The 21,295-nt window shown below is 66.6% G+C and carries 18 protein-coding genes; 8 read left to right on the top strand and 10 right to left on the bottom strand.

Annotated elements, in window-relative coordinates; genetic code table 11:
* Positions 1-79: 79 nt before the first annotated feature.
* Positions 80-1,411, top strand: coding sequence for an MFS transporter (locus U1737_RS13270; protein ID WP_248523999.1), 1,332 nt, complete (start codon positions 80-82; stop codon positions 1,409-1,411).
* Positions 1,412-1,698: 287 nt separating this feature from the next.
* On the opposite strand, the gene U1737_RS13265 is transcribed toward U1737_RS13270, so the two are convergent.
* From U1737_RS13265 to U1737_RS13250, 4 genes are all read right to left on the bottom strand, one after another.
* Positions 1,699-2,889: an MFS transporter gene (locus U1737_RS13265; protein WP_332797081.1), complete on the bottom strand. Its 1,191-nt coding sequence runs from the start codon at positions 2,887-2,889 to the stop codon at positions 1,699-1,701.
* Positions 2,890-3,009: 120 nt separating this feature from the next.
* Positions 3,010-5,169, bottom strand: coding sequence for a histidine kinase dimerization/phosphoacceptor domain -containing protein (locus tag U1737_RS13260; RefSeq protein WP_332797080.1), 2,160 nt, complete (start codon positions 5,167-5,169; stop codon positions 3,010-3,012).
* A gap of 88 nt (positions 5,170-5,257) precedes the next feature.
* Entirely contained in the window at positions 5,258-6,232 is a 975-nt protein-coding gene (locus U1737_RS13255; protein ID WP_432715095.1) for a bile acid:sodium symporter family protein, read from the bottom strand.
* A complete protein-coding gene (locus tag U1737_RS13250; protein ID WP_332797079.1) occupies positions 6,232-7,242 on the bottom strand; it encodes an adenosine deaminase in 1,011 nt (336 codons plus the stop codon). Before U1737_RS13250 ends, U1737_RS13255 begins: the two co-directional genes overlap by 1 nt.
* Positions 7,243-7,390: 148 nt before the next feature.
* Between U1737_RS13250 and U1737_RS13245 the strand changes: the two genes are divergently transcribed.
* From U1737_RS13245 to ppa, 3 genes are all read left to right on the top strand, one after another.
* Positions 7,391-8,326, top strand: coding sequence for a DUF808 domain-containing protein (locus tag U1737_RS13245; protein ID WP_332797078.1), 936 nt, complete (start codon positions 7,391-7,393; stop codon positions 8,324-8,326).
* 120 nt (positions 8,327-8,446) lie between these two features.
* Complete coding sequence (locus tag U1737_RS13240; RefSeq protein ID WP_332797077.1) at positions 8,447-10,372, top strand: M61 family metallopeptidase; 1,926 nt, start codon at positions 8,447-8,449, stop codon at positions 10,370-10,372.
* Between the two features lie 74 nt (positions 10,373-10,446).
* The gene (gene ppa / locus U1737_RS13235; RefSeq protein ID WP_332797076.1) at positions 10,447-11,025 is read left to right on the top strand and encodes an inorganic diphosphatase; all 579 of its coding nucleotides are present in this window, start codon (positions 10,447-10,449) and stop codon (positions 11,023-11,025) included.
* Positions 11,026-11,200: 175 nt separating this feature from the next.
* Here the strand turns inward: ppa and U1737_RS13230 are convergent, their stop codons facing one another.
* The 3 genes from U1737_RS13230 to ispG form a co-directional block, all read right to left on the bottom strand.
* Complete coding sequence (locus U1737_RS13230; protein ID WP_248523984.1) at positions 11,201-11,677, bottom strand: GNAT family N-acetyltransferase; 477 nt, start codon at positions 11,675-11,677, stop codon at positions 11,201-11,203.
* Complete coding sequence (locus U1737_RS13225) at positions 11,674-12,576, bottom strand: DMT family transporter (RefSeq protein ID WP_332797075.1); 903 nt, start codon at positions 12,574-12,576, stop codon at positions 11,674-11,676. Before U1737_RS13225 ends, U1737_RS13230 begins: the two co-directional genes overlap by 4 nt.
* Positions 12,577-12,922: 346 nt before the next feature.
* Positions 12,923-14,059 (bottom strand): flavodoxin-dependent (E)-4-hydroxy-3-methylbut-2-enyl-diphosphate synthase, encoded by a 1,137-nt coding sequence (ispG, locus tag U1737_RS13220; protein WP_332797074.1) that lies wholly within the window; start codon positions 14,057-14,059, stop codon positions 12,923-12,925.
* 130 nt (positions 14,060-14,189) lie between these two features.
* Here ispG and U1737_RS13215 point away from each other — a divergent pair, with 130 nt between their 5' ends.
* The 4 genes from U1737_RS13215 (at position 14,190) to U1737_RS13200 (ending at position 17,865) form a co-directional block, all read left to right on the top strand.
* On the top strand, positions 14,190-14,711 hold the full coding sequence (locus tag U1737_RS13215) for a DUF1993 domain-containing protein (protein ID WP_248523978.1): 522 nt from the start codon (positions 14,190-14,192) through the stop codon (positions 14,709-14,711).
* A gap of 237 nt (positions 14,712-14,948) precedes the next feature.
* The gene (locus U1737_RS13210; RefSeq protein ID WP_248523976.1) at positions 14,949-16,088 is read left to right on the top strand and encodes an acyltransferase family protein; all 1,140 of its coding nucleotides are present in this window, start codon (positions 14,949-14,951) and stop codon (positions 16,086-16,088) included.
* Positions 16,085-17,005, top strand: a complete 921-nt coding sequence (locus U1737_RS13205; RefSeq protein ID WP_332797073.1) for an isoaspartyl peptidase/L-asparaginase family protein — start codon at positions 16,085-16,087, stop codon at positions 17,003-17,005. The genes U1737_RS13210 and U1737_RS13205 overlap by 4 nt, the downstream gene beginning before the upstream one ends.
* On the top strand, positions 17,002-17,865 hold the full coding sequence (locus U1737_RS13200) for a S1/P1 nuclease (protein WP_332797072.1): 864 nt from the start codon (positions 17,002-17,004) through the stop codon (positions 17,863-17,865). Before U1737_RS13205 ends, U1737_RS13200 begins: the two co-directional genes overlap by 4 nt.
* Positions 17,866-18,057: 192 nt before the next feature.
* Here U1737_RS13200 and pal read toward each other — a convergent pair whose 3' ends face one another.
* The 3 genes from pal to tolA form a co-directional block, all read right to left on the bottom strand.
* Positions 18,058-18,585, bottom strand: coding sequence for a peptidoglycan-associated lipoprotein Pal (gene pal, locus U1737_RS13195; protein ID WP_332797071.1), 528 nt, complete (start codon positions 18,583-18,585; stop codon positions 18,058-18,060).
* Positions 18,586-18,636: 51 nt separating this feature from the next.
* Entirely contained in the window at positions 18,637-20,124 is a 1,488-nt protein-coding gene (gene tolB, locus U1737_RS13190; RefSeq protein ID WP_248523968.1) for a Tol-Pal system beta propeller repeat protein TolB, read from the bottom strand.
* A 131-nt stretch (positions 20,125-20,255) separates the two neighbouring features.
* Positions 20,256-21,290, bottom strand: coding sequence for a cell envelope integrity protein TolA (gene tolA / locus U1737_RS13185; protein WP_248523966.1), 1,035 nt, complete (start codon positions 21,288-21,290; stop codon positions 20,256-20,258).
* Between the last annotated feature and the right edge of the window lie 5 nt (positions 21,291-21,295).

The following is a 21,295-nucleotide window of genomic DNA, read 5'->3' as shown; positions in this document are numbered from 1 at the left end:
ATTACCCCTGCCCGCATCCGCCGGAACGGCGTATCACCGGGGTATCATCGGGTCCGCGCCCTGAAGAGCGAGTTGAAGAATGAGTGCAAACACAATTCCCGAGACGAGCTTCGAAGCCGACGCTCGCAGTATCCACAGCGACGGCGAGCACGTCACGCCTGGCGTGATCGCGATCGGCGTGGTGATCGGCCGCACCTCGGAATTCTTCGACTTCTTCGTCTACGCGATCGCCTCGGTGCTGGTGTTCCCGACCCTGGTGTTCCCGTATGTCGACCGGTTGCAGGGCACGCTCTATTCGTTCGCGGTGTTCGCGCTGGCGTTCATCGCCCGCCCGATCGGCTCGATCATCTTCATCGCGGTCGATCGCGCCTATGGCCGCAGCGTCAAGTTGACGATGTCGCTGTTCCTGCTGGGCACCTCGACCGTCGCGATGGGGTTCATCCCCAGCTACGACTCGGTCGGCAACTGGTCGGTCGCGATCCTTGCGTTGCTCCGGATCGGCCAAGGCATCGCGCTCGGCGGCGCCTGGGACGGCCTCGCCTCGCTGCTGTCGCTCAACTCGCCGGAGAAGCATCGCGGCTGGTATGCGATGCTGCCGCAGCTGGGCGCGCCGATCGGACTGCTGGTCGCCAGCGGGCTGTTCGCATTCTTCGTGGCCGCGCTGCCGACCGAGGATTTCTTCGCCTGGGGCTGGCGCTATCCGTTCTTCGTGGCGTTCGCGATCAACGTCGTCGCGCTGTTCGCCCGCCTTCGCCTGGTCGTGACGCCAGAATTCGAAGAGATGTATGCCAAGCGCGAGCTCGAGCCGGCACCGGTGGTCGAGACCGTGCAGTCGCAGTGGAAGGCGATCTGGCTCGGCTCGTTCGTGCCGCTCGCCAGCTTCGCGCTGTTCCATATGGTGACGGTGTTCCCGCTGTCGTGGGTCGTGCTGTTCACGCGTGAGGCACCGGCGCGCTTCCTGGTGGTCGAGGTGATCGGCGCGGTGATCGGGATCGGCGCGATGCTGGTCTCGGGGCTTCTCGCGGACCGGTTCGGCCGTCGCACGATGCTGGGGACGATCGCGGTGCTGATCGCGCTGTTCGCGATCGCCGCACCGTCGCTGCTCGACGGCGGAGAGACCGGCGAGCGCCTGTTCATGGGGATCGGCTTCCTGCTGTTCGGTCTGTCGTTCGGCCAGTCCTCGGGCGCGATCGCGTCGAGCCTGTCGCCGCAGCATCGCTACACGGGCTCGGCGCTGACGACCGATCTCGCCTGGCTGTTCGGTGCGGGCTTCGCCCCGCTGGCGGCGCTGCTGCTGACGAGCAAGCTGGGGCTGGCGGCGAGCGGCGCGTATCTGTTCTCGGGCGCGGTGTTCACGCTGATCGCGCTGGGTCTGAATAAGCAGCTGGCGAAGCGGGACATCGCGCGGTGAGGTTTGGCGCGACTAGCCTTCCCCTCTACCACCCCGGCGCAGGCCGGGGTCGAATTGGGGAACCGTGCTAACTGAGCACAGCACCCCGTTACCATGGCCTCGCCAATTGGGCCCCGGCCTTCGCCGGGGTGGTTGCGATTGGCATATCTTCAGGCACAGCCACAACCGTCACCCCAGCGAAAGCTGGGGTATTTCTGTTGGCGGACGCCGCGACCCGGAAGGGGGAGATCCCAGCTTTCGCTGGGATGACGGTCAGCCGGCGAACGCTGGAATGACGGTGAGGGCAGTCAGGCCCGCCGACGATCCAGCGTCCACGACAGCGCCCAGATCGCAAACCCGCCGAGCGCCAGCGCCGTCCCGACCCAGCCGGTCGACGGCAGCCCATACCCACCCGCGATCGCCAGTCCGCCAAGCCAAGGCCCGAGCGCGTTCGCGGTGTTGAACGCGGAGTGGTTGAGCGCGGCGGCCAGCGTCTGCGCCTCTTCCGCGATATCCATCAGCCGGGTCTGGAGGATCGTCGACAGGCCTCCGCCGCAACCGATCAGCACCACCACCGGCAACATCGCCCAGAGGTGCGGTGTGGCTGGCGCGTAGAGCGCGAGCGCCCCTGCCCCGAACAACAGCGTGATTCCCGCCGCCGGCATCAGTGCGACGTCCGCGGCCTTGGCGCAAACCAGCGTGCCGATCGTCAGGCCGACGCCGAACAGCGCGAACGCTACGGGGGTGAAGGCGGACGACACGCCGGTGACGTCGGTCAGTGTCGAGGCGAGGTAGGTGTAGACGCAGAAAATTCCGCCGAACCCGACCGCCCCGATCGCCAGCGTCAGCCAGACCTGCCCGTTGCGCAGTGCCGCGAGCTCGCCCAGCGGGCTGGCATCCTTCGCAGGCCGCAGAACCGGCGCGAACTTGAACAGCATCACCACCGTCGCCGCGGCGATGATCGCGACGATCCCGAAGCCCCAGCGCCAGCCGAACCACTGGCCGATCCCGTTGGCGAGCGGCACCCCCGCGATCGTCGCGATCGTTAGCCCCAGCATCATCCGCGACACCGCCTGCGACCGCCGCTCGTGCGGGACCATCGACGCCGCGACCAGCGATCCGACCCCGAAATACGCCCCGTGCGGCAAACCGCTGAGGAACCGCGCCAGCAGCATGAGGTGATAGGTCGGCGCGAGCGCGGACAGTCCGTTGGCGATCCCCAGAAACGTCATCAAGGCGATCAGTAGCGTGCGCCGCTCGATCTTCGCCGCCAGCACCGCGATCGTCGGTGCGCCGACCACGACACCAAGCGCATAGGCGCTGATGACGTGGCCCGCGGTCGGCTCGTCGATCCCGAGCCCGCGCGCGAACTGCGGCAACAGGCTCATCGCGGCGAATTCGGTGGTGCCGATCGCGAACCCGCCGACGGCCAACGCAAGAAGTGCCAGCCGTGCATTGACGGGCGGCGGGGTAGAAACGGAGTGGGCGCTGTCGATCATGCGGTTCATTTCGCAGGTGCAGCATAAGGCTTCAAGCCGTCGGTACCCGACCAAATCTCAGCCGCGCCAAAGCCTGGGTTCGCCGCTACCCTTGCCCCCTTCCGACCAAATGTCCGTCGTCTAGACAGGGTCCTCGATCGGGGCGGTCATGATCACCCGGAGCCCCGGCATGTTGTCGTCATGCTCGAGCGTGCCCGACAGTCCGGCGACGATAGCCTTCATCATCCGGCTGCCGAATCCCTCGCGCGTACCGACCTTGCCCGACCCCTCGTCGGCGACGATCAGGCGCAAGCGGTTGCGATGCTGTTCGAGCGCGATGAGGATCGGGCCGGGCTGCCCACCATACGCGTATTTGCTGGCGTTGATGACCAGTTCGGTCAGCACCAGCCCGATATTCACCGCGCGATCGGTCGGCACCAGGATCGGTGCGAGATCGAGTCGAATCTCCGCCGCCCAATCCGCACCGAGCGAGGCCTTCATGTCGCCGGCCAGCTCCTCGAGATAGCGCGACAGATCGACCGACTCGACCTGGTCGTCGCGGTACAGCCGGCGGTGCACCAGCGCGACCGCGGAAAGCCGCGCCTGCGCTTCGGCGAGATGCTCCTTCACCTTGGCATCCTCGGACGCCTTGGCCTGGAGCGACAGGAACGCGGCGACCAGCTGGAGGCTGTTCTGAACGCGGTGATTGACCTCCTTCATCAGGACGTCCTTCTGCGCGATCAACACGTCCTTGTCGGCAAGCGTCCGCTGAAGATCGGCATTGAGGAGCCGGAGCCGCTGGTTGATATGGGCGTCGTGGAACGCGCGGCGCAGGCGGTGTGCGGCCTCGATCTCTTCCAGCGTCCAGCGACGCGAGCGTCCGGACACGGCCTGCGTCCACGAGTCGAACGACGTGCGCGGGGTCAGTACCGCGGTCGGATCGAGCGACACCGCCTTGTGCGGATTGCCCGCCCACTCGACCTCCTCGGCCTGTTCGGCGCGGAACCAGAACAGGATCGCGCCATCGTCGATCAGCGGCATCGCGAGCACGCCGCTGGCACAGGCGCGATAGGCGTCCGCACGCGGCAGCAGCGACGGCAGCTCATGCGTGGCAAGCGGCTCGATCCCGCTGCGTGCGCAAACCCAGGCGGCAAGGTCGCGGATCTCGTCATGCGCCGGGCAGACCCCGTCGGTGTCGACGATCGTCCCCTGCACGAACGCGAACCCGTCGCCGTCGAGCATCCGCCGCAGATCGTCGCGCAGCGTCACGATGATGCTGCGCGGGGCGGGTTCGGCCGCGAGCTTGGGAATCACCGCGTCCTCGGCACCGCGCAGCCGGAGCCGTTCGCGGTAGATCTCGGCCTCTTCCTTCGCGCGGATCTGGCGCGCCAGACCGCTTGCCAGCGTCGCCGACGCGGCACGGATGTCGGGGTTCAGCCTGCGCGGCGTCCGGTGATGGCAGGCGATCAGGCCCCACAACAGCCCGTCCTTGACGATCGAGATCGACGCCGATGCCGCCACCCCCATGTTCGCGAGATAGCGTAGATGGATCGGCGAGACGCTGCGGACCGTCACGTCGCTGAGATCGAGCGTCTCGAACCCGGCCGGGCGCAACACCGCGGGCGCATAGTCGATCCTCGGGATCGTCCGCGTGCGATTGCGGACGTACAGCGCGCGCGCCTGCTTCGGGATGTCCGATGCGGGGAAATGATGGTTAAGGAAGGTGCCGAGCCCCGCCGCCTTGTCCTCCGCCATTACCCGGCCGGCGTCGTCGTCGAGGAAGCGATAGACCATCACCCGGTCGAATCCGGTAAGCTGGCGGAACGCGATCGCGGCGCGGGCGCAGAGTGCGTTCAGATCGGTCGCGCGCTCGAACATCGTGATCATCGGGTTGAGCCGCCCGAGCATCTGCGCGGCGGTCATCGGCGCGGCCTCGACCGGTTCGAGTTCGGCGAGCACATAGGCACCGCTGCGATGGATCGTCACTTCGAAGCGTCCGGCAACACCGTTTACCGACTCGCCGACCAGACCACCTTGCTGCACGTCGTCGGCCCGCACGTCCTGATCGATCAGCTGCGACAGATCCGCGCCAAGCCAGTCCGCTGCCAGCCGACCTTCGATATCGCCGGCACCGGCGACGACCGTCAACGACTCCGCGTCGGCGACCAGCAACAGGCCATGCGGCTGGATCGCGCCGGGAATATGGATCGCCTCGCGATCGCACGCGGTCAGATTCAACCCGCTGTCCTGAGTTTGCGCCTGATCGAGCGCGGCCGTGTCGGTGTCGGTCAGCGCAGTCATGGGCCAGGGCCCTCCATAGCGGAGCGCATGCTTTGCAATGGTCCGCGGAACAAAGCAAATACCGTGACGACAATGGTGCTGATCGCGATCAGTGGGGCGAGATCGGCGGGGCGGACTCGGCATAGCGCCGGGCGATCACTGCGCAGGCGATCAGCTGCAACTGGTGGAACAGCATGACAGGCAACAGGATCACGCCGACCTGCGCGGGTGGAAAGAGCACGCCGGCCATCGGCACGCCCGACGCCAGGCTCTTCTTGGAGCCACAAAACTGGAGCACGATCGCGTCTTCGCGGGGGAGCTTCATCAACCGCGCGACCGCGAAGGTGAGCGCGAGCACGAACGCGAGCAGCGCGGCGCACAGCAGGCCGATCAGGATCAGGTCGCCGAGCGACAATTTGGTCCACAGACCCTCGACCACAGCAGCCCCAAAGGCGCTGTAGACGACCAGCAGGATCGAGCCGCGATCGACCACCGTCAGCAAAGCCTTGCGCCGCGTAACCCACGCGCCGATCCATGGCCGGAGCAGATGCCCGGCGACGAACGGAACGAGCAATTGCAGCACGATCGCCTCGATGCTGTCGATCGAGATCCCGCCGCTGCCCGACGTCTCCATCAGCAGCGCGACCAGGGCGGGCGTGACGAGAATGCCGAGCAGGTTCGAGAACGACGCGCTGCACACCGCCGCCGCGACGTTGCCGCGCGCGATCGCGGTGAAGGCGATCGACGACTGCACGGTCGAGGGGAGCAAGGTCAGGAACAGCAGCCCGGCAGCGAGCGGGCCGTTGACGAACGGCAGCGCGCTGAGCCCGAGGCCGAACAGCGGGAAGGCGACGAACGTCACCGCGAGCACCGCGAGGTGCAGCTTCCAGTTGCGCAGGCCCGACAGGATCGCCTCGCGCGACAGTTTCGCGCCGTGCAGGAAGAACAGCAAGACGATGCCGATATCCGCCGCATAGCCGACGACCGTCGCCATCTCGCCGCGCGCCGGCAACAGGCTCGCAAGCACGACCGTGCCGAGCAGCATCAGGATGAACGGCTCGAAAACCGACAGGAAACGTCCGATCACGGATGCGCTTTCACATAGGCATCGAGCGTTGCGAGATGGCCGCTGAGCGCATCGTCGTCGAGGAAACTGCCGAGGAAGCTGTTGCGCGCGAGCGTCACGACCTGTTCGCGGGAGAGATTGCGGGCGCGCGCGGTCTGGCGGAAATTCTCGCCGATATAGCCGCCGAAATACGCGGGATCGTCCGAATGGATCGTCGCACGCAGACCGAGGTCGAGCATCCGGTCGATCGGGTGATTCTCCAGCGTGTCGACGTTCCGCAAGGCGACGTTCGAGAGCGGGCATACCGTCAGCGTCATTGCATCGCGTGCCAGCCGGGCGACCAGCGCAGGATCCTCCAGCGCGCGGTTGCCGTGGTCGATCCTGTCCACCTGGAGGATGTCGAGCGCCTCGTGGATATACGCGGGCGGGCCCTCCTCGCCGGCATGCGCGCACAGCATCAGCCCGGCATCCGCCGACGCCGCGAACACACGCGCGAACTTCGAGGGCGGATGGCCGACTTCGGACGAATCGAGCCCGACGCCGATGAACTGGTCGAGCCAGGGTTCGGCTTGGGCGAAGGTCTTGAACGCGTCTTCCTCGTCGAGATGGCGCAGGAAACTCATGATCAGGCCGACCGACATGCCGTGCTTTTCCTGCGCCTCGTCGATCCCCGCGAACAACCCGCGCGCGACGACATCGAACGGGATGCCGCGGTGCGTATGCGTCTGCGGATCGAAGAAGATCTCGGCATGGACGACGCCGTCGGCCGCGACGCGGTCGAAATAGGCGACTGCCAGATCGCGGAAGTCCTCCTCGGTCTGGAGCACCGCGGCACCGGCGTAATAGATGTCGAGGAAGGTCTGGAGATTGGTGAAACTGTAGGCCGCGCGGACATCCTCGACGCTTTTGAACGGGATCGCGACGTTGTTGCGCTCGGCCAGCGCGAACATGAGTTCGGGCTCCAGGCTCCCCTCGATATGGAGGTGGAGTTCGGCCTTTGGCAGGTTCGTGATGAAGTCGTCGTTCATGGCTAATCCTGTCGCTTTAGGCGGGGCGGCTGCAACCATTCCGCGCGCCACGCACTACCGCAAGTGCGAAAGGCGTTGCATGACAATCCTGTCACGTTACCGCCTGTCACGTTACCGAACGCCGGTACCCACGCGAAGGACACCATCGATGGCCTCAGGACTGGTCGCACTGCTCGACGACATTGCCGGGATCACCAAGCTCGCCGCTGCCAGCCTCGACGACATCGGCGCGGCGACCAGCAAGGCCGGCAGCAAGGCGATCGGCGTGGTGGTCGACGACGCCGCGGTGACGCCGCGTTACATGGTCGGGTTCGAGCCGAAGCGCGAACTGCCAATGATCGGCAAGATCGCGCTCGGTTCGTTCCGCAACAAGCTGCTGTTCATCCTGCCCGCAGCGCTGGCATTGAGCGCGTTCGCACCATGGTTGCTGACGCCGCTGCTGATGCTGGGCGGGACGTATCTGTGCTTCGAAGGCGCGGAGAAGATTCTCGAGGCGTTCGGCGGCGGGCATGCCGAGGAGGTCGTCGCCGAGCCGGTCGATGCCAAGACGCTCGAGGCCCAGAAGGTATCGGGCGCGATCCGCACCGATTTCATCCTGTCGGCCGAGATCATGGTCATCGCGCTGTCCGACGTCGCGACCAAGCCGATCTGGGAGCAGGCGATCGTGCTCGCGCTGGTCGGCATCGTCATCACGATCATGGTCTATGGCGCGGTCGCGCTGATCGTGAAGATGGACGATATCGGACTGCATCTCGCCCAGCGCAGCAGCCCGGTCGTGCAGAAAATCGGCCGTGGGCTGGTGAAGGGCATGCCGATCGTCATGTCGGCGCTGTCGGTGATCGGCACGGCAGCGATGGTGTGGGTCGGTGGCCAGATCATCGTCCACGGGATCGAGGAATTCGGCCTGACGACGGTCCCGCACTGGATCCACCACACCGCCGAGAGCGCGGCAGCTGCGGTGCCGGTAGCCAAAGGCGCGGTGAACTGGGCGGTGAACGCGTTCTTCTCGGGCGTGGTCGGACTGATCCTGGGCGGTGCGATCGCGTTGGCGTTGCATGCGGTGAAGAAACCCAAGGCGCACTGACGCCATTCGCGGGCGGAGGCGACGACACGACCGGCAAAGGACTGCCGGCAAAGGACTGGACGACTGCCCTTTATCGCGATTACACCTCGGGCCATCGTCTCTTTGCCGGAAGGCCTTTCCTTGATACGCAAGCTTATCGTCGCGTCGCTGCTTACTTCTGTCATGCCCGCCGCAGGCCCCGCCTTCGCGCAGGTCCCCGCGGGCAACACCGCACCGCAGCCGGTGCCGTTCGTCGACACGATCCCCGACGCGGTCGACACGCCCTATCCAGGCACGCTGCTGCTCGACGTCGACGCGACCGATACCGAGCGCGGCATCTTCCGCGTGAAGGAGACGATCTCGGTCGCCAAGGCGGGGCCGATGGCGCTGCTGTATCCGAAGTGGCTGCCCGGCGCGCATTCCCCGCGCGGCGAGATCGAGAAGCTCGCCGGCCTGGTGATCCGCGCGAACGGCAAGATCGTGCCCTGGACGCGCGATCCGGTCGACGTGTTCGCGTTCCATATCGACGTGCCGGCCGGTGTGAAGACCCTGATAGCCGAGTTCCAGTTCATCTCCGCGACCAAGGGCGACCAGGGCCGCATCGTGATGACGCCGACGATGGTCAGCCTCCAGCCGAACCTCGTCAGCCTGTACCCGGCCGGTTATTTCACGCGCCAGATCCCGATCAAGATGACCGCGACCTATCCGGCGGGCTGGACCGCTGCGGGTGCGGTGCCGGCCAAGGTGTCGGGATCGACCTACAGCTACGACACGACCAACTACGAGATCCTCGTCGATTCGCCGACGCTCGCTGGCAAATACGGCAAGGTCTGGCCGCTCAGCCCCCGCGTCGGCCTCAACGTGTTCGCGGACAGCCCCGACCAGCTCGTGGCCAAGCCCGAGCAGATCGACGCGCACAAGCGGCTCGTCGATCAGGCGGTGAAGACGTTCGGCGCGCAGCATTACGATCGCTACGAGTTCCTGCTGTCGATCACCGACCAGCTCGGCGGGATCGGTCTCGAGCATCACCGCAGTTCCGAGAACGGCGTCCGCCCGGGGTATTTCACCGAGTGGGACACGGGCGCCGCCGCACGCAACCTCCTCCCGCATGAGTTCACGCATAGCTGGGACGGCAAGTTCAGGCGCGGTGCCGACCTTTGGACCCCCGATTTCCGCACGCCGATGCGCGATTCGCTGTTGTGGGTGTACGAGGGCCAGACCCAGTTCTGGGGCTATGTGCTGCAGGCGCGCTCGGGGCTGGTCAGCAAGCAGGACACGCTCGACGGCTATGCCTCGATCCTCGGCATCTACGACACCGCGCCGGGCCGCCAGTGGCGTCCGCTGATCGATACCACCAACGATCCCGTCATCTCGGCTCGCAAGCCGAAGGGCTGGACCAGCTGGCAGCGGTCGGAAGATTACTACAACGAGGGCCTGATGGTCTGGATGGAGGTCGACGCGATGCTCCGTCAGAAGTCGAACGGCACCAAGTCGATCGACGATTTCGCCAAGGCGTTCTTCGGCGTCCGCGACGGCGATTACGGTGAGCTTACCTACACCTTCGCCGACGTCACCAAGACGCTGAACGGGATCGTCCCCTATGACTGGGCGACGTTCCTCAACACGCGCCTGACCGAGACGGGCAAGCCTGCGCCGATCAACGGCTTCGCGATGAACGGCTACAAGCTGGTCTACGGCCCCGAGCAGAGCCCGTATCTGAAGCAGGCGGAGAAGACCCGCGGCACCGATGTCAGCTATTCGCTGGGCATGGTGATCAACAAGGAGGGCGTCGTGACCTCGTCGATCTGGGACAGCCCGGCGTTCAAGGCGGGCCTCGACGTCGGTACCGAGATCGAGGCGGTCAACAGCGAGGCCTATTCGTCCGACCGGATCAAGGCGGCGATCCTGGCGGCAAAGGGGACGAAGGTGCCGATTCGCCTCACGGTCAAGAACAATGACCGATTCCGGGATATCACGCTCGATTACCATGACGGGCCGCGCTATCCGCGCCTGCAGAAGGTGGGTACAGGTGACGGCGGGCTCGACAAGCTGCTGACGCCGCGTTGAGCCTTTGAAATCTATCGGTGCCGGCCGCTCCCCACACGAGGAGCGCCGGCACCGTCATATTCGAAAGGACCGCCATGCGTATCGATCTCATCCCGACCGGCAAGAACCCGCCCGAGGACCTGAACGTCATCATCGAAGTGCCGACCGGCGGCGAGCCTGTGAAGTACGAGTTCGACAAGGCCAGTGGCGCGCTGTTCGTCGATCGCATCCTGCACACGCCGATGCGCTATCCCGCGAACTACGGCTTCGTGCCGCACACGCTGAGCCCAGACGGCGATCCGCTCGATGCCCTCGTGATCGCACGTTCGCCGTTCATCCCCGGCTGCGTCGTCCGTGCGCGTCCGATCGCGGTGCTGAACCTGGAAGACGAAGCCGGCGGCGACGAGAAGCTCGTCTGCGTGCCGGTCGATGCGGTGTTCCCGTATTACGCCAACATCGGCGAGCGTGCCGACATGCCCGAGATCGTGTTCGAGCAGATCGAGCATTTCTTCACGCACTATAAGGACCTCGAGAAGACGAAGTGGGTTCGCGTCGGCAAGTGGGGCGACGCCGAGGAAGCCAAGCGCGTCACGGTCGAGGCGATCGAGCGCTATGAGGCCGAGAAGGCGAAGGGCAAGGAGCCGATGAACTCGGACGACGCCGCAGGGCGGTGATCTGACGTCTGACGGTCTATTGCCCAAATCCTCCCCGGCGCAGGCCGGGGTCCAAGTGGGAAGGTCGAAGTAACGGAGCACCATCCGTCGTTACCTTCGTTTCCCAATTGGGCCCCGGCCTGCGCCGGGGAGGTACCATAGGACGCGACCGGTGTTCGCCGCAGCGGTGGCCCTCTTACCGCCCCGCCAGCCTGACTAGCGCATCTCCGGACATACGCTGGATCGTCCAGTCTTCCATCCCGACCGCGCCGACCTTCCGGTAGAACGCGATCGCATCGGCGTTCCAGTCGAGCACCGACCATTCGAACCGCGCGCACCCGCGATCGAGCGCCATGCCGGCGAGATGCGACAGCAGCGCACCGCCGACCCCCTGCCCGCGTGCTTCCGGGGTCACGTACAGATCCTCGAGATACAGCCCGCGCTTGCCCGTCCAGGTCGAGAAATTATGGAAGAACAGCGCGAAGCCGAGCGGGCCGTCAGCGTTTTCCGCGATCAGAGCCTCCGCTGCCGGCCGCTCCCCGAACAGCGCGTCTTCCAGCATCGGCTCGGTCGCCTCGACCGCATCGGGCTCGCGCTCGAACGCGGCGAGTTCGCGAATGAAGCGCAGGATCGTGCCGACATCGACGGCGGTGGCGGAACGGATATGGGTCATGCACTTGCCTCGATCGAACTCTGCGCGATGTCACGCCGCCGCGCCGCGTACAGGCACGCGACGACGATGATCGCCGCGCCTGCCAGCGTGAACGCGGATACCCGCTCGCCGAACACCAGGAAACCCAGCACCGCGGCGTAGACGAACGAGGTGTATTCGGTGGTCGCGAGGAAGCCGGTGTCGCCATGCGCGTACGCCCAGCCGAGCAGCCACAACGACGCGGTCGCGAGCCCTGCGGCAAGCACGAGCTTGGGCCACTGCGCAGCCTCGGGCACCACCGCCAGCCAGGGTGCCGCCAGCGCCAGCGTCGCGGTGATCACGAGCGCCTGGAAGAACGCGATCTCGCCGGGCCGTGCCGCCTGGCTCTGCAACCGCGCGATCACGAGGTTGACCGCATACAACACCGCCGACCCGAGGATCGCCAGCGTGCCATGGAACGTCTCGGGTCCAGGCACCTCCCGCCCTTGCCCGATCATCACCACCAGCACGCCGCCAAGCGCGGCGATCGACGCGACGAACGTCTTCCACCCGACGCGCTCACCCAGCGTAAGCGCCGCGAGCAGCAACGCGAGTATCGGCGCGATGTAGGTCAGCGAAATCGCCTGCGCCATCGGCACGCGGGCCAGCCCCCAGAAGAACAGCACCGCCATCGCGGTCGTCACCAGCCCGCGCGCGCAGTGCAGTTTCAGCGCCCGCTTGCTCGGCCGTCCGCTGTTCCCGAGCTTCCATGCGACCGCGCCGAGCCCGACGCTGATCATCTGCCGCCACAGCAGCGCGTTATAGACGCCGATCGCAAGGACGAGCGACTTCATCACCGCGTCCATCATGGAGAACAGCCCGATGCCAAACGCGGCAACGGCGAAGGCCAATGCGGGGGAGACGGTGCGGGGTTTCGTCACGACGGCAGTTACGCAGGAACGGCTGGGATGGTCATGGAAGCGGCTTAACCGCCATCACGCACCGGCGCTATCGCAGCGTGTATCGATGGCGATCCCCCCTTTGGATCGGCTGACGTCCAAGACCGGGCGTGCCGTTCTCCCGCGAAAGCGGGGGTCCAGGATTACGAACGCTAGCGCTTGAAACCCTGGGCTCCCGCCTTCGCGGGAGAACCGAATATGGTAGGCTGCCCCCTCACCCCGTCATCCTGACGAAAGTCAGGACCCAGGGTAACGACCGGCGCACTTCATGGCTCTGGGTCCTGACTTTCGTCAGGATGACGGAACCGATCGCTCGACCGCGAGCGCGCTACTCCGCCGCCACCGGCACCAGCGCCGCGGCGGCTTCGTCCGCGGCTTCTATCTCAGCCGCCTTGGCCTCGACAAGCCGGACGATGTGGTCGACCATATCGGCGTCCTGGACGTGATGGTCGGTGACGCCCGATAGGTACACCATGTGCTTGCCGTTGCCGCCGCCGGTGATGCCGATGTCGGTCTCGCGCGCCTCGCCAGGGCCGTTGACCACGCAGCCGAGCACCGACAAGGACATCGGCGTGCGGATGTGCTGGAGCCGTTCCTCCAGCGCCTGCACGGTGCGGATCACGTCGAAGCCCTGCCGCGCGCACGATGGGCACGACACGACGCGGACGCCGCGGTTACGGATGCCGAGCGACTTGAGGATCTCGAAGCCGACGCGGACTTCCTCCTCGGGCTCGGCGGAGAGCGACACGCGGATCGTGTCGCCGATGCCGTACCAGAGCAGGCTGCCCATCCCGATCGCGGACTTCACAGTGCCGCCGACGAAGCCGCCCGCCTCGGTGATGCCGAGATGCAGCGGGCAATCGACCTGTTCGGCGAGCTGCTGATAGGCCGCGACCGCAAGGAACAGGTCGGAGGCCTTCACCGCCACCTTGAATTCGTGAAAGTCGTGGTCCTGCAACAGCTTGATATGATCGAGCGCCGACTCGACCAGTGCATCGGGGCAAGGTTCGCCGTATTTCTCGAGCAGATGCCGCTCCAGCGAGCCGCCGTTGACGCCGATCCGGATCGCGCAGCCATTGGACTTGGCCGCGTCGACGACCTCCTTCACGCGCGCCGCCGAGCCGATATTGCCCGGGTTGATGCGCAGGCACGCCGCGCCCGCATCGGCGGCTTCGAGCGCACGCTTGTAGTGGAAATGGATGTCCGCGACGATCGGCACGCGGCTGGCGCGGACGATCTGCTTCAGCGCGGTGGTCGATTCGACGTCGGGGCAGCTGACGCGGATGATGTCGACGCCCGCCTCTTCGCAGCGGCGGATCTGGTCGACGGTCGCGCGCACGTCGTCGGTCGGCGTGTTGGTCATCGTCTGCACGGTGACCGGCGCGTCGCCACCGACGGGGACGTTGCCGACCATGATCTGGCGGCTCTTGCGGCGGGTGATATCGCGCCAGGGACGAAGGGACATGGGGATTCCTCGGGGGGTTCGAGGCGTATATAGCGACTTGCGCGGTGAAACGGAACATCGCCGGCAAGGACGGCGCTGGCGAGCGCGGCCAACGTCGGCCATAGCGGCGCGACACATAGGAGCCCGGTCGATGACGCTTTCCCTCTACGATGCGACGATCCCCTCGAACCTCCAGATTCTCCGCGCGGTCGACGTGTTGCTCGACAAGGCGGAAGCGTTCGCGGTCGAGCGCGGGATCGAGCCCGCGACGCTGATCGACGCGAAGCTCGCCGACGACATGCTGCCGTTCGGGTATCAGGTGAAGTCGTGCGCAGCGCATTCGGTCGGCGGGATCGAAGGCGTCCGCTGCGGCACCTTCTCGCCCGACCGGTCCGCCTGGCCGACCGATTTTGCGGGGCTTCACGCCGTCCTGCGCGACGCGATCGCCACCTTGGAAGCGATCGACCGGGAGGCGTTCGACGTGCTCGCCGACAACGACACCAAGTTCGAGTTCGGGACGTTCGTCATGCCGTTCACCGGCGCGAACTTCCTGCTGTCGTTCTCGCAGCCGAACTTCTATTTCCACGCGACGACGGCCTACGCGATCCTGCGCGCCCAGGGCGTGCCGATCGGCAAGCGCGACTTCATGGGCACGCCGCGCATCAAGGTTTGAACTGGCCGAACACAGGCGCGGGGATACATCGATCCTCCCCCGCCAGGGGGAGGTGGCGCCGAAGGTGACGGAGGGGGCGGGAAGGGAAACCTCTGCTCCGTGTCCTCCCCCTCCGTCTGGCTAGCGCCAGCCACCTCCCCCTTGCGGGGGAGGATTGCAGGGATACCGGTCGGTTCTGCGCACCACCTCGACCGTCCCGCGCTTGCGGCACCGCCCCCCGCCCCGTAGGGCCGCGCGATGAATCGGCATTTCGGCATGGACTGGCTGCGGATCGGCGCGTTCGCCCTGCTGATCGTCTATCATATCGGCATGGTCTTCGTGCCGTGGAATTTCCACGTGAAGTCGCTCCATGTCGAGGACTGGGTACGGCTGCCGATGCTCGCCAGCAACGCGTGGCGCCTCACCTTGCTGTTCGTCGTGTCGGGCTATGCCAGCCGCGCGCTGCTCGCCCGATCGAGCGGCACCGCCGGGTTCTTCGCCAATCGCTGCAACCGGCTGCTCGTGCCGCTGGTCTTCGGAATCGCGGTGATCGTACCGCCGCAACCCTGGGTCGAACTGGTCACCAAGCATGGCTATGCGGGCAGCTATTGGACGTTCTGGACACACGATTATTTCCGCTTCGACACGCTCGCCGGGCTGTCGCTGCCGACCTGGAACCACCTCTGGTTCGTCGTCTATCTCTGGGTCTACACGACCGTCCTGACGCTCGGGGTGATCGTCGTCCGAGGCCAGTGGTTGCAACGCGCGTTCGACCGAGTGTTCGGCGGCTGGGCGGTGGTGCTGCTGCCGGTCGCCTGGCTCGTGTTCGTCCATGCCTGGTGGATGCGCATGGTCGGCGATACGCAGGCTTTGTGGGGCGACTGGATCGCACACGTCACCTATTTCCCCGCCTTCCTGTTCGGCTTCGGCCTTGCGCGGTCCGAGCCCGCGATGGCGGCGATCGCGCGCTGGTGGAAGGCGGGCGCGTTCGCCGCGCTGTTCGGCTATATCGTGATTATCGGCATCGAGCTGCGCTGGCTGGCGGATGTCGTGACGCCGCGCTGGGTCTACACGCCCTACGGCATCGCCCACGCGGTCGAGCAATGGGGTGCGATCGTCGCGCTTATCGGAATCGCCGAGCGGCATTGGAACCGCGACCATCGCTGGCGGCCGATGCTGACCGAGGCGGTGTTCCCGTTCTATCTGATCCACCAGACGATCATCGTCCTCGTCATGTATGCGCTGCTCCCCGCCGGCCTGCCGGGTTGGGTGGAGTTCGCGGGCCTGCTGGCTGCGACGATCTTCGGCTGCGTCGCCTTCTACTGGATCGGTCGCAGCATCGCGCCGCTCCGTCCCCTCATCGGCCTTCGCGCCCTGCCTTCGAAAGACTCAGCATGACCTGGACCCTCGTCATCCACGGCGGCGCCGGCAAACTCGACAGCGAGATGGTTTCGCCCGAGCAGGATGGCGGCGCGCGGGCCGGGCTGTCGAACGCACTCGACGCCGGGTCGAAAGTGCTGGCGGATGGCGGCAGCGCGCTCGATGCGGTCGAAGCCGCCGTGCGCGTGCTGGAGGACGACCCGCACTTCAACTCGGGGCGCGGCGCGGTCTTCACGCATGACGGCACGCTGGAATTGGACGCGGCGATCATGGACGGCCGGACGCGAGCCGCGGGCGCGGTCGCCGCAGCCACCGCGACGCGCAATCCGGTCGGGCTCGCGCGCGCGATCCTTGACGACGGGCGCCACGTGTTTCTTGCCGGAGCCGGTGCCGATGCGTTCTCGCGCGATCGTGGATTGCCGCAGGCGGATGCGGACTGGTTCGCGACCGACGAACGCCGTCGCCAATTCGCCGAGTTCCAGGCGGACGGCGGCGGGTTCGACGTCGACATGAAGTACGGCACGGTCGGCGCGGTCGCCTGCGACACGCACGGCCACGTCGCCGCCGCCACCTCGACCGGCGGGGTAACCGGCAAGCGCTGGGGCCGGATCGGCGATACCCCCGTGATCGGCGCGGGCACCTTCGCCGACGACCGCGCCTGCGCGGTGTCGTGCACCGGCTCGGGCGAGTTCTTCCTCCGCGTCGGCGTCGGCCATGAGATCGCCGCGCGCGTCCGCCTGTCGGGCGAATCGCCGCAAGTCGCCGCCGACGCGGTGCTCGCCGAAGTGAAGGCGCTCGGCGGCACTGGCGGCGTGATCGTCGCGGGGCCGGACGGCGACATGGCCTGGGGGTTCAACACCGTCGGCATGTACCGCGGCACCGCTTCGTCAGCGGGTAGCCGGACGGTCGCGATCTACGCTAACGAAGCGGCATGAAGCGCTATCTCCTCGCCGCCGCATCGTCAGTCCTGGCTGTTACCGGCCTCGCCTCCCCCGCCACCGCGTTCTGGGAATATGGCCACCAGACCGTCGCGCAGATCGCCTATGCCAACGTCACGCCGAAGACCAAGGTCGCGATCCGGAAACTGCTCGCGCAACAGGCGTTGCTCGACACGCCCGAATGCCCGGCGGGCACGATCGAGGAGGCGAGCGTCTGGGCGGATTGCATCAAGCCGCTGAAGACCGCCGACGGCAAATCGCGCTTCGGGTTCGCGTATAGCTGGCACTACCAGAACGCCGACGTCTGCGCGCCATTCGACCTGACGCCGGCGTGCAAGGACGGCGACTGCGTCTCGGCGCAGATCGACCGCGACGTGAAACTGCTGCGGGATCGCGCCACTCCGCAAAGGGACCGCGTCCAGGCGCTGGCGTTCCTGATCCACTTCGTCGGCGACCTCCACCAGCCGCTCCACGCCGGCGACCGCCACGACAAGGGCGGCAACGACGTGAAGGCGGACTACGGGATTTATGGCCCGGCGCGGTTCAACCTGCATTCGATCTGGGACGGGCCGCTGGCGGAGCGCGCGATCTCGACGCCGCCGTCGCTGGTCCGGCGCTATCCGGCGGCGGAGCGGGCGAAGATCGGGGCTGGGACGGTCGTCGACTGGAGCCGGGAGTCGTGGGAGGCGTCACATACGGCGTATGCCGTAGCGCTTGGCGGGGACGCGTGCGGTACGGTTCCGGCGCGGGTGAAGATGGACGACGCGACGATCGCGAAGATGGTGCCGGTATCGCGCGAGGAAATCCGCCGTGGGGGGATCAGGTTGGCGAAATTGCTCGACAGGGCCCTGGGCTAAACCACTACCCTTCTCCCCCGCGGGGAGAGGGAAGGGCCCGCGTGTTCTTGCACGTGGGAGGGTGAGGGGCGTCAGGCTTGGACCGCCCGTCCAAAAAGTTCCGTCATCCTGACTTTCGTCAGGATGACGAAAAATCCTAGCCGCGCGTGCCGGACAGCAACTTTGCCCGGCACGCACCTACCGCTGATAAACCTAGTTCAGCACCACCGTGACCGCACGACGGTTCGCCGCCCAGCTCTGGTCGTCCGAGCCCATCGCCACCGGGCGCTCCTTGCCATAGCTGATCGTCGTCATCCGCGCCGACGACACGCCCTTTGCGGCCAGATAGTTCTTCGTCGCGTTCGCACGGCGATCGCCGAGCGCAAGGTTATACTCGCGCGTGCCACGCTCGTCGGCATGGCCTTCGATCGTGATGCGCTGGTTCGGGAATTTGGCCAGCCACTGCGCCTGGCTGTCGAGGATCGCGCGCGCGGTCGGATCGATGTCATACATGTCGAGACCGAAATTCACCGTGTTCGAGCTGACCGAGCGCTGGAAGTCGGCATCGGACCCCGGCACGATCGCGCCGCCGACGTTACCATTGTTCATGCCCGCATTGGGATCGACGGCTGCGTTGTTGTCGACCGGCGCCGGCGGCAGCACGGCGGGACGCTTCTTCGCACAGCCGGCGACGGCGATCAGCGCGGTACATGCGAGCAAGATGTTGGAAAGCTTCGACATAGACAGTCTCCCGTAGAAAATCATATTCCCCGTTACGCCCCCATAGCAGGTTTAGGGGCGAAGCGGGCCCCAAGCCGGATCCGAACCGTCGAGCGGCGTCGGGATCTTGCGCTCGTTGACGCCGGTCAGGTCGACCGACCAAAGATCCGCCTTGCCGCCGCTGCCGCGTCCCGAGCGATAGAAATTGATCACGCGACCGTTCGGCGACCAGCTCGGCCCCTCGTCCTGCCAGTCGTTTGTCAGCAGTTTCTCGCCGCCGCCGCTCGGGCTCATGATGCCGATCCGGAAGCCGCCACCGAGCTTTGTGAACGCGATCAGGTCGCCGCGCGGGCTCCACACCGGCGTCGCATACCGCCCGCCGCCGAAGCTGATCCGCTGCTGGTTCGATCCGTCGGCGTTCATCACGTAGATCTGCTGGCCACCCGACCGATCGCTCTCGAACACGATCTTCGAACCGTCCGGCGAATAGCTGCCGCCCGTGTCGATCCCCGGCGAGTTGGTCAGGCGCTGCGGCGTACCACCCTGCGACGAGACGCGGTAGACATCGGTGTTGCCGCCCTGCGCCATCGAGAACAAGATGTTGCGGCCATCGGGCGAGAAGCGCGGCGCAAACGTCAGGTTCGCGTTCGCGACCACCAGCCGCTGCTTGCCCGAACCGATGTCGTAGACGTAGATCGCCGGGCGATTGTTGAGATAGCTCATATAGACGATCGACTGCTGGTTCGGCGCGAACCGCGGCGTCAGCACGATCGACTGGCCGTTGGTCAGGAAGCGGTGATTGGCGCCGTCTTGATCCATGATCGCGAGCCGCTTGATGCGGCGACCCTTGGGGCCGGTCTCGGACACATAGACGACGCGGCTGTCGAAATAGGCGCCTTCGCCGGTGAGGCGGGTATAGACCATGTCGGCGCATTTATGACCTGCGCGGCGCCAGTCCGACGGCGACACGACGAAGCCGGTGCGCGTGAGTTCGGCCTTGGACGACACGTCGTAGAGGTAGCAGCCGACCGTCAAATTGCCGTCGCCGTTGGCGCGGATGAAGCCCTGCACCAGCGCCTGTGCGCCGGTGCCGCCCCAATAGTCGAACCCCGGCGCGGTGACTTCGGGGAAGCTGACCGGGCGAAGCTGGCCGGGCGACAGCGGCGTGAACAGGCCGGAATTGCGGAGGTCGTTGGTGACGATTTCGGACAGCTGGCGGCCGAGGACGTCGGTCGAGCCTGCGGGCGTCGACACCACTGCGGCGGTCGGCATGACGGGGATCGCGATCGGCATCGGCGCGGAGATGCCGCCGGTGACGTCGACCACGAGGCCGCCGGACTGGTCGCCGGCCGGGGCGGCGGGTGCTGCGGAATCGGCGGGGGCTTGCTGGGGGGCTGGTGCTGGAGCGGGTGCGTCCTGTGCGTACGCTGCACTACCGGAGACGAACGCGAGCAGCCCAACCGAAGCAAGAACCGCACGAGCCTTACGCCCACCCAACACCACCCCGGCGAAGGCCGGGGCCCAATTGGGGGACGCTGCCGAGGGAGCGTTGCGCATCATTACATCGACCTTCGGAATTGGGCCCCGGCCTGCGCCGGGGTGGTTACCTTGCGTTGAGGGGTCACCCGCAACCGGAAGGGTCTGGCGCGAAGGGAAAAACCCCAGGATCGATCGAGTCATAACGGACATCCTCAGCCGGGAAGTTTGTAGCGCAGGCTGAAATTGCTCCAGCCGTTCTGCACGTCATACAGGTCGTCGGGCAAACCGCGTAGCGGCGAACACCCGACGAAGGTCGCGATCGCCAGATCGTCGACTCGGTCGACATAGCGCCGGTTGTCGTCGTCGACGCCGGCATGACCGCTGATCGTCGGCCGCGACTTGAGCGTGCCGTCGCGGTTGAGCTTCAGGTTGATCGTCACGCGGATGCGCTCGGCGCCCGGCCCCGGCGTGACCTGACGGTTCGCGCAGGGCTGCACCTGCCGCAGGATCGCCGAGCCGATATTCGCCGCTGCCTGTGCCCCGAGCTTGGCGGCCTTGGGCGCCTCGGACTTGCTGGGCGACGGATCGGCCGACAGCCCCTTCAGGAAATTATCGCCGAGCCGCGAGCCGCGCGGGCGCGAGGTCTTGGCCTCCGCAGTCGAGCCACTGCCCTTGGTCGAAGACGGCTTGGCGGGCTTGGCCGAACTCGACGACGACTTGGCGGCCGTATCCTTCGATTTCGCCGCGGTTTTCGCCGGCGCAGATTTCGCCGGCGCAGCCTTGGTCGGCTTGGCCTTGGTCGGCTTGGGCTGCGGCTTTACCACGGGCTTCGCGACCGGGGCCGGCTTGGCGGCGGGCTTCGGTGGCGCGGGCTTGGGTTTGGGCTGGGGCCTGGGCGCGGGTTCCGGCGTCGGTTGCGGCTTCGGTGCCGGTTTCGGCGGCGCGGGCTTGGGCTGCGGCGCGGGCGGTGTGGGATCGGGCTGCGGCTCGGGTTCGGCCTCTTGCGGCGCGGGTGGCGCCGCATCCTCGGGCGCACCCTCGTCCGGCGCGATCGATTGCGCAGGCGCCTCGGTCGATTGCGGCGCCGTCGCCTCAAGCGCGACATCGGGCACGAGGCTCACGTCGATCGGCTGCTGGGTGATCTTCGGCGGTTCGGGCGCGCTGAGAAAACCGAGCGACAGCAAGCCGAACAGCACCGCATGCCCGACGACGGCAACACCTAAGCCGATCTTCTCCGAACGATCCATCAGCC

Origin of the sequence: Sphingomonas fucosidasi, assembly GCF_036663855.1 — a bacterium.
Lineage (GTDB): Bacteria > Pseudomonadota > Alphaproteobacteria > Sphingomonadales > Sphingomonadaceae > Sphingomonas > Sphingomonas faeni_B.
Note: the sequence above shows the minus strand (reverse complement) of the source record. Positions and strands in the feature narration are given on the sequence as shown.

Bases quoted from the DNA above. Each gene is read 5' to 3' on its own strand.
- pal (WP_332797071.1), bottom strand. From the start codon at position 18,585: ATGTCGAAGCTTTCCAACATCTTGCTCGCATGTACCGCGCTGATCGCC.
- U1737_RS13205 (WP_332797073.1), top strand. From the start codon at position 16,085: ATGACCTGGACCCTCGTCATCCACGGCGGCGCCGGCAAACTCGACAGC.
- U1737_RS13210 (WP_248523976.1), top strand. From the start codon at position 14,949: ATGAATCGGCATTTCGGCATGGACTGGCTGCGGATCGGCGCGTTCGCC.
- U1737_RS13265 (WP_332797081.1), bottom strand. From the start codon at position 2,889: ATGATCGACAGCGCCCACTCCGTTTCTACCCCGCCGCCCGTCAATGCA.
- U1737_RS13230 (WP_248523984.1), bottom strand. From the start codon at position 11,677: ATGACCCATATCCGTTCCGCCACCGCCGTCGATGTCGGCACGATCCTG.
- U1737_RS13260 (WP_332797080.1), bottom strand. From the start codon at position 5,169: ATGACTGCGCTGACCGACACCGACACGGCCGCGCTCGATCAGGCGCAA.
- tolA (WP_248523966.1), bottom strand. From the start codon at position 21,290: ATGGATCGTTCGGAGAAGATCGGCTTAGGTGTTGCCGTCGTCGGGCAT.
- ispG (WP_332797074.1), bottom strand. From the start codon at position 14,059: ATGTCCCTTCGTCCCTGGCGCGATATCACCCGCCGCAAGAGCCGCCAG.
- ppa (WP_332797076.1), top strand. From the start codon at position 10,447: ATGCGTATCGATCTCATCCCGACCGGCAAGAACCCGCCCGAGGACCTG.
- U1737_RS13215 (WP_248523978.1), top strand. From the start codon at position 14,190: ATGACGCTTTCCCTCTACGATGCGACGATCCCCTCGAACCTCCAGATT.
- U1737_RS13245 (WP_332797078.1), top strand. From the start codon at position 7,391: ATGGCCTCAGGACTGGTCGCACTGCTCGACGACATTGCCGGGATCACC.
- tolB (WP_248523968.1), bottom strand. From the start codon at position 20,124: ATGATGCGCAACGCTCCCTCGGCAGCGTCCCCCAATTGGGCCCCGGCC.
- U1737_RS13250 (WP_332797079.1), bottom strand. From the start codon at position 7,242: ATGAACGACGACTTCATCACGAACCTGCCAAAGGCCGAACTCCACCTC.
- U1737_RS13270 (WP_248523999.1), top strand. From the start codon at position 80: ATGAGTGCAAACACAATTCCCGAGACGAGCTTCGAAGCCGACGCTCGC.
- U1737_RS13200 (WP_332797072.1), top strand. From the start codon at position 17,002: ATGAAGCGCTATCTCCTCGCCGCCGCATCGTCAGTCCTGGCTGTTACC.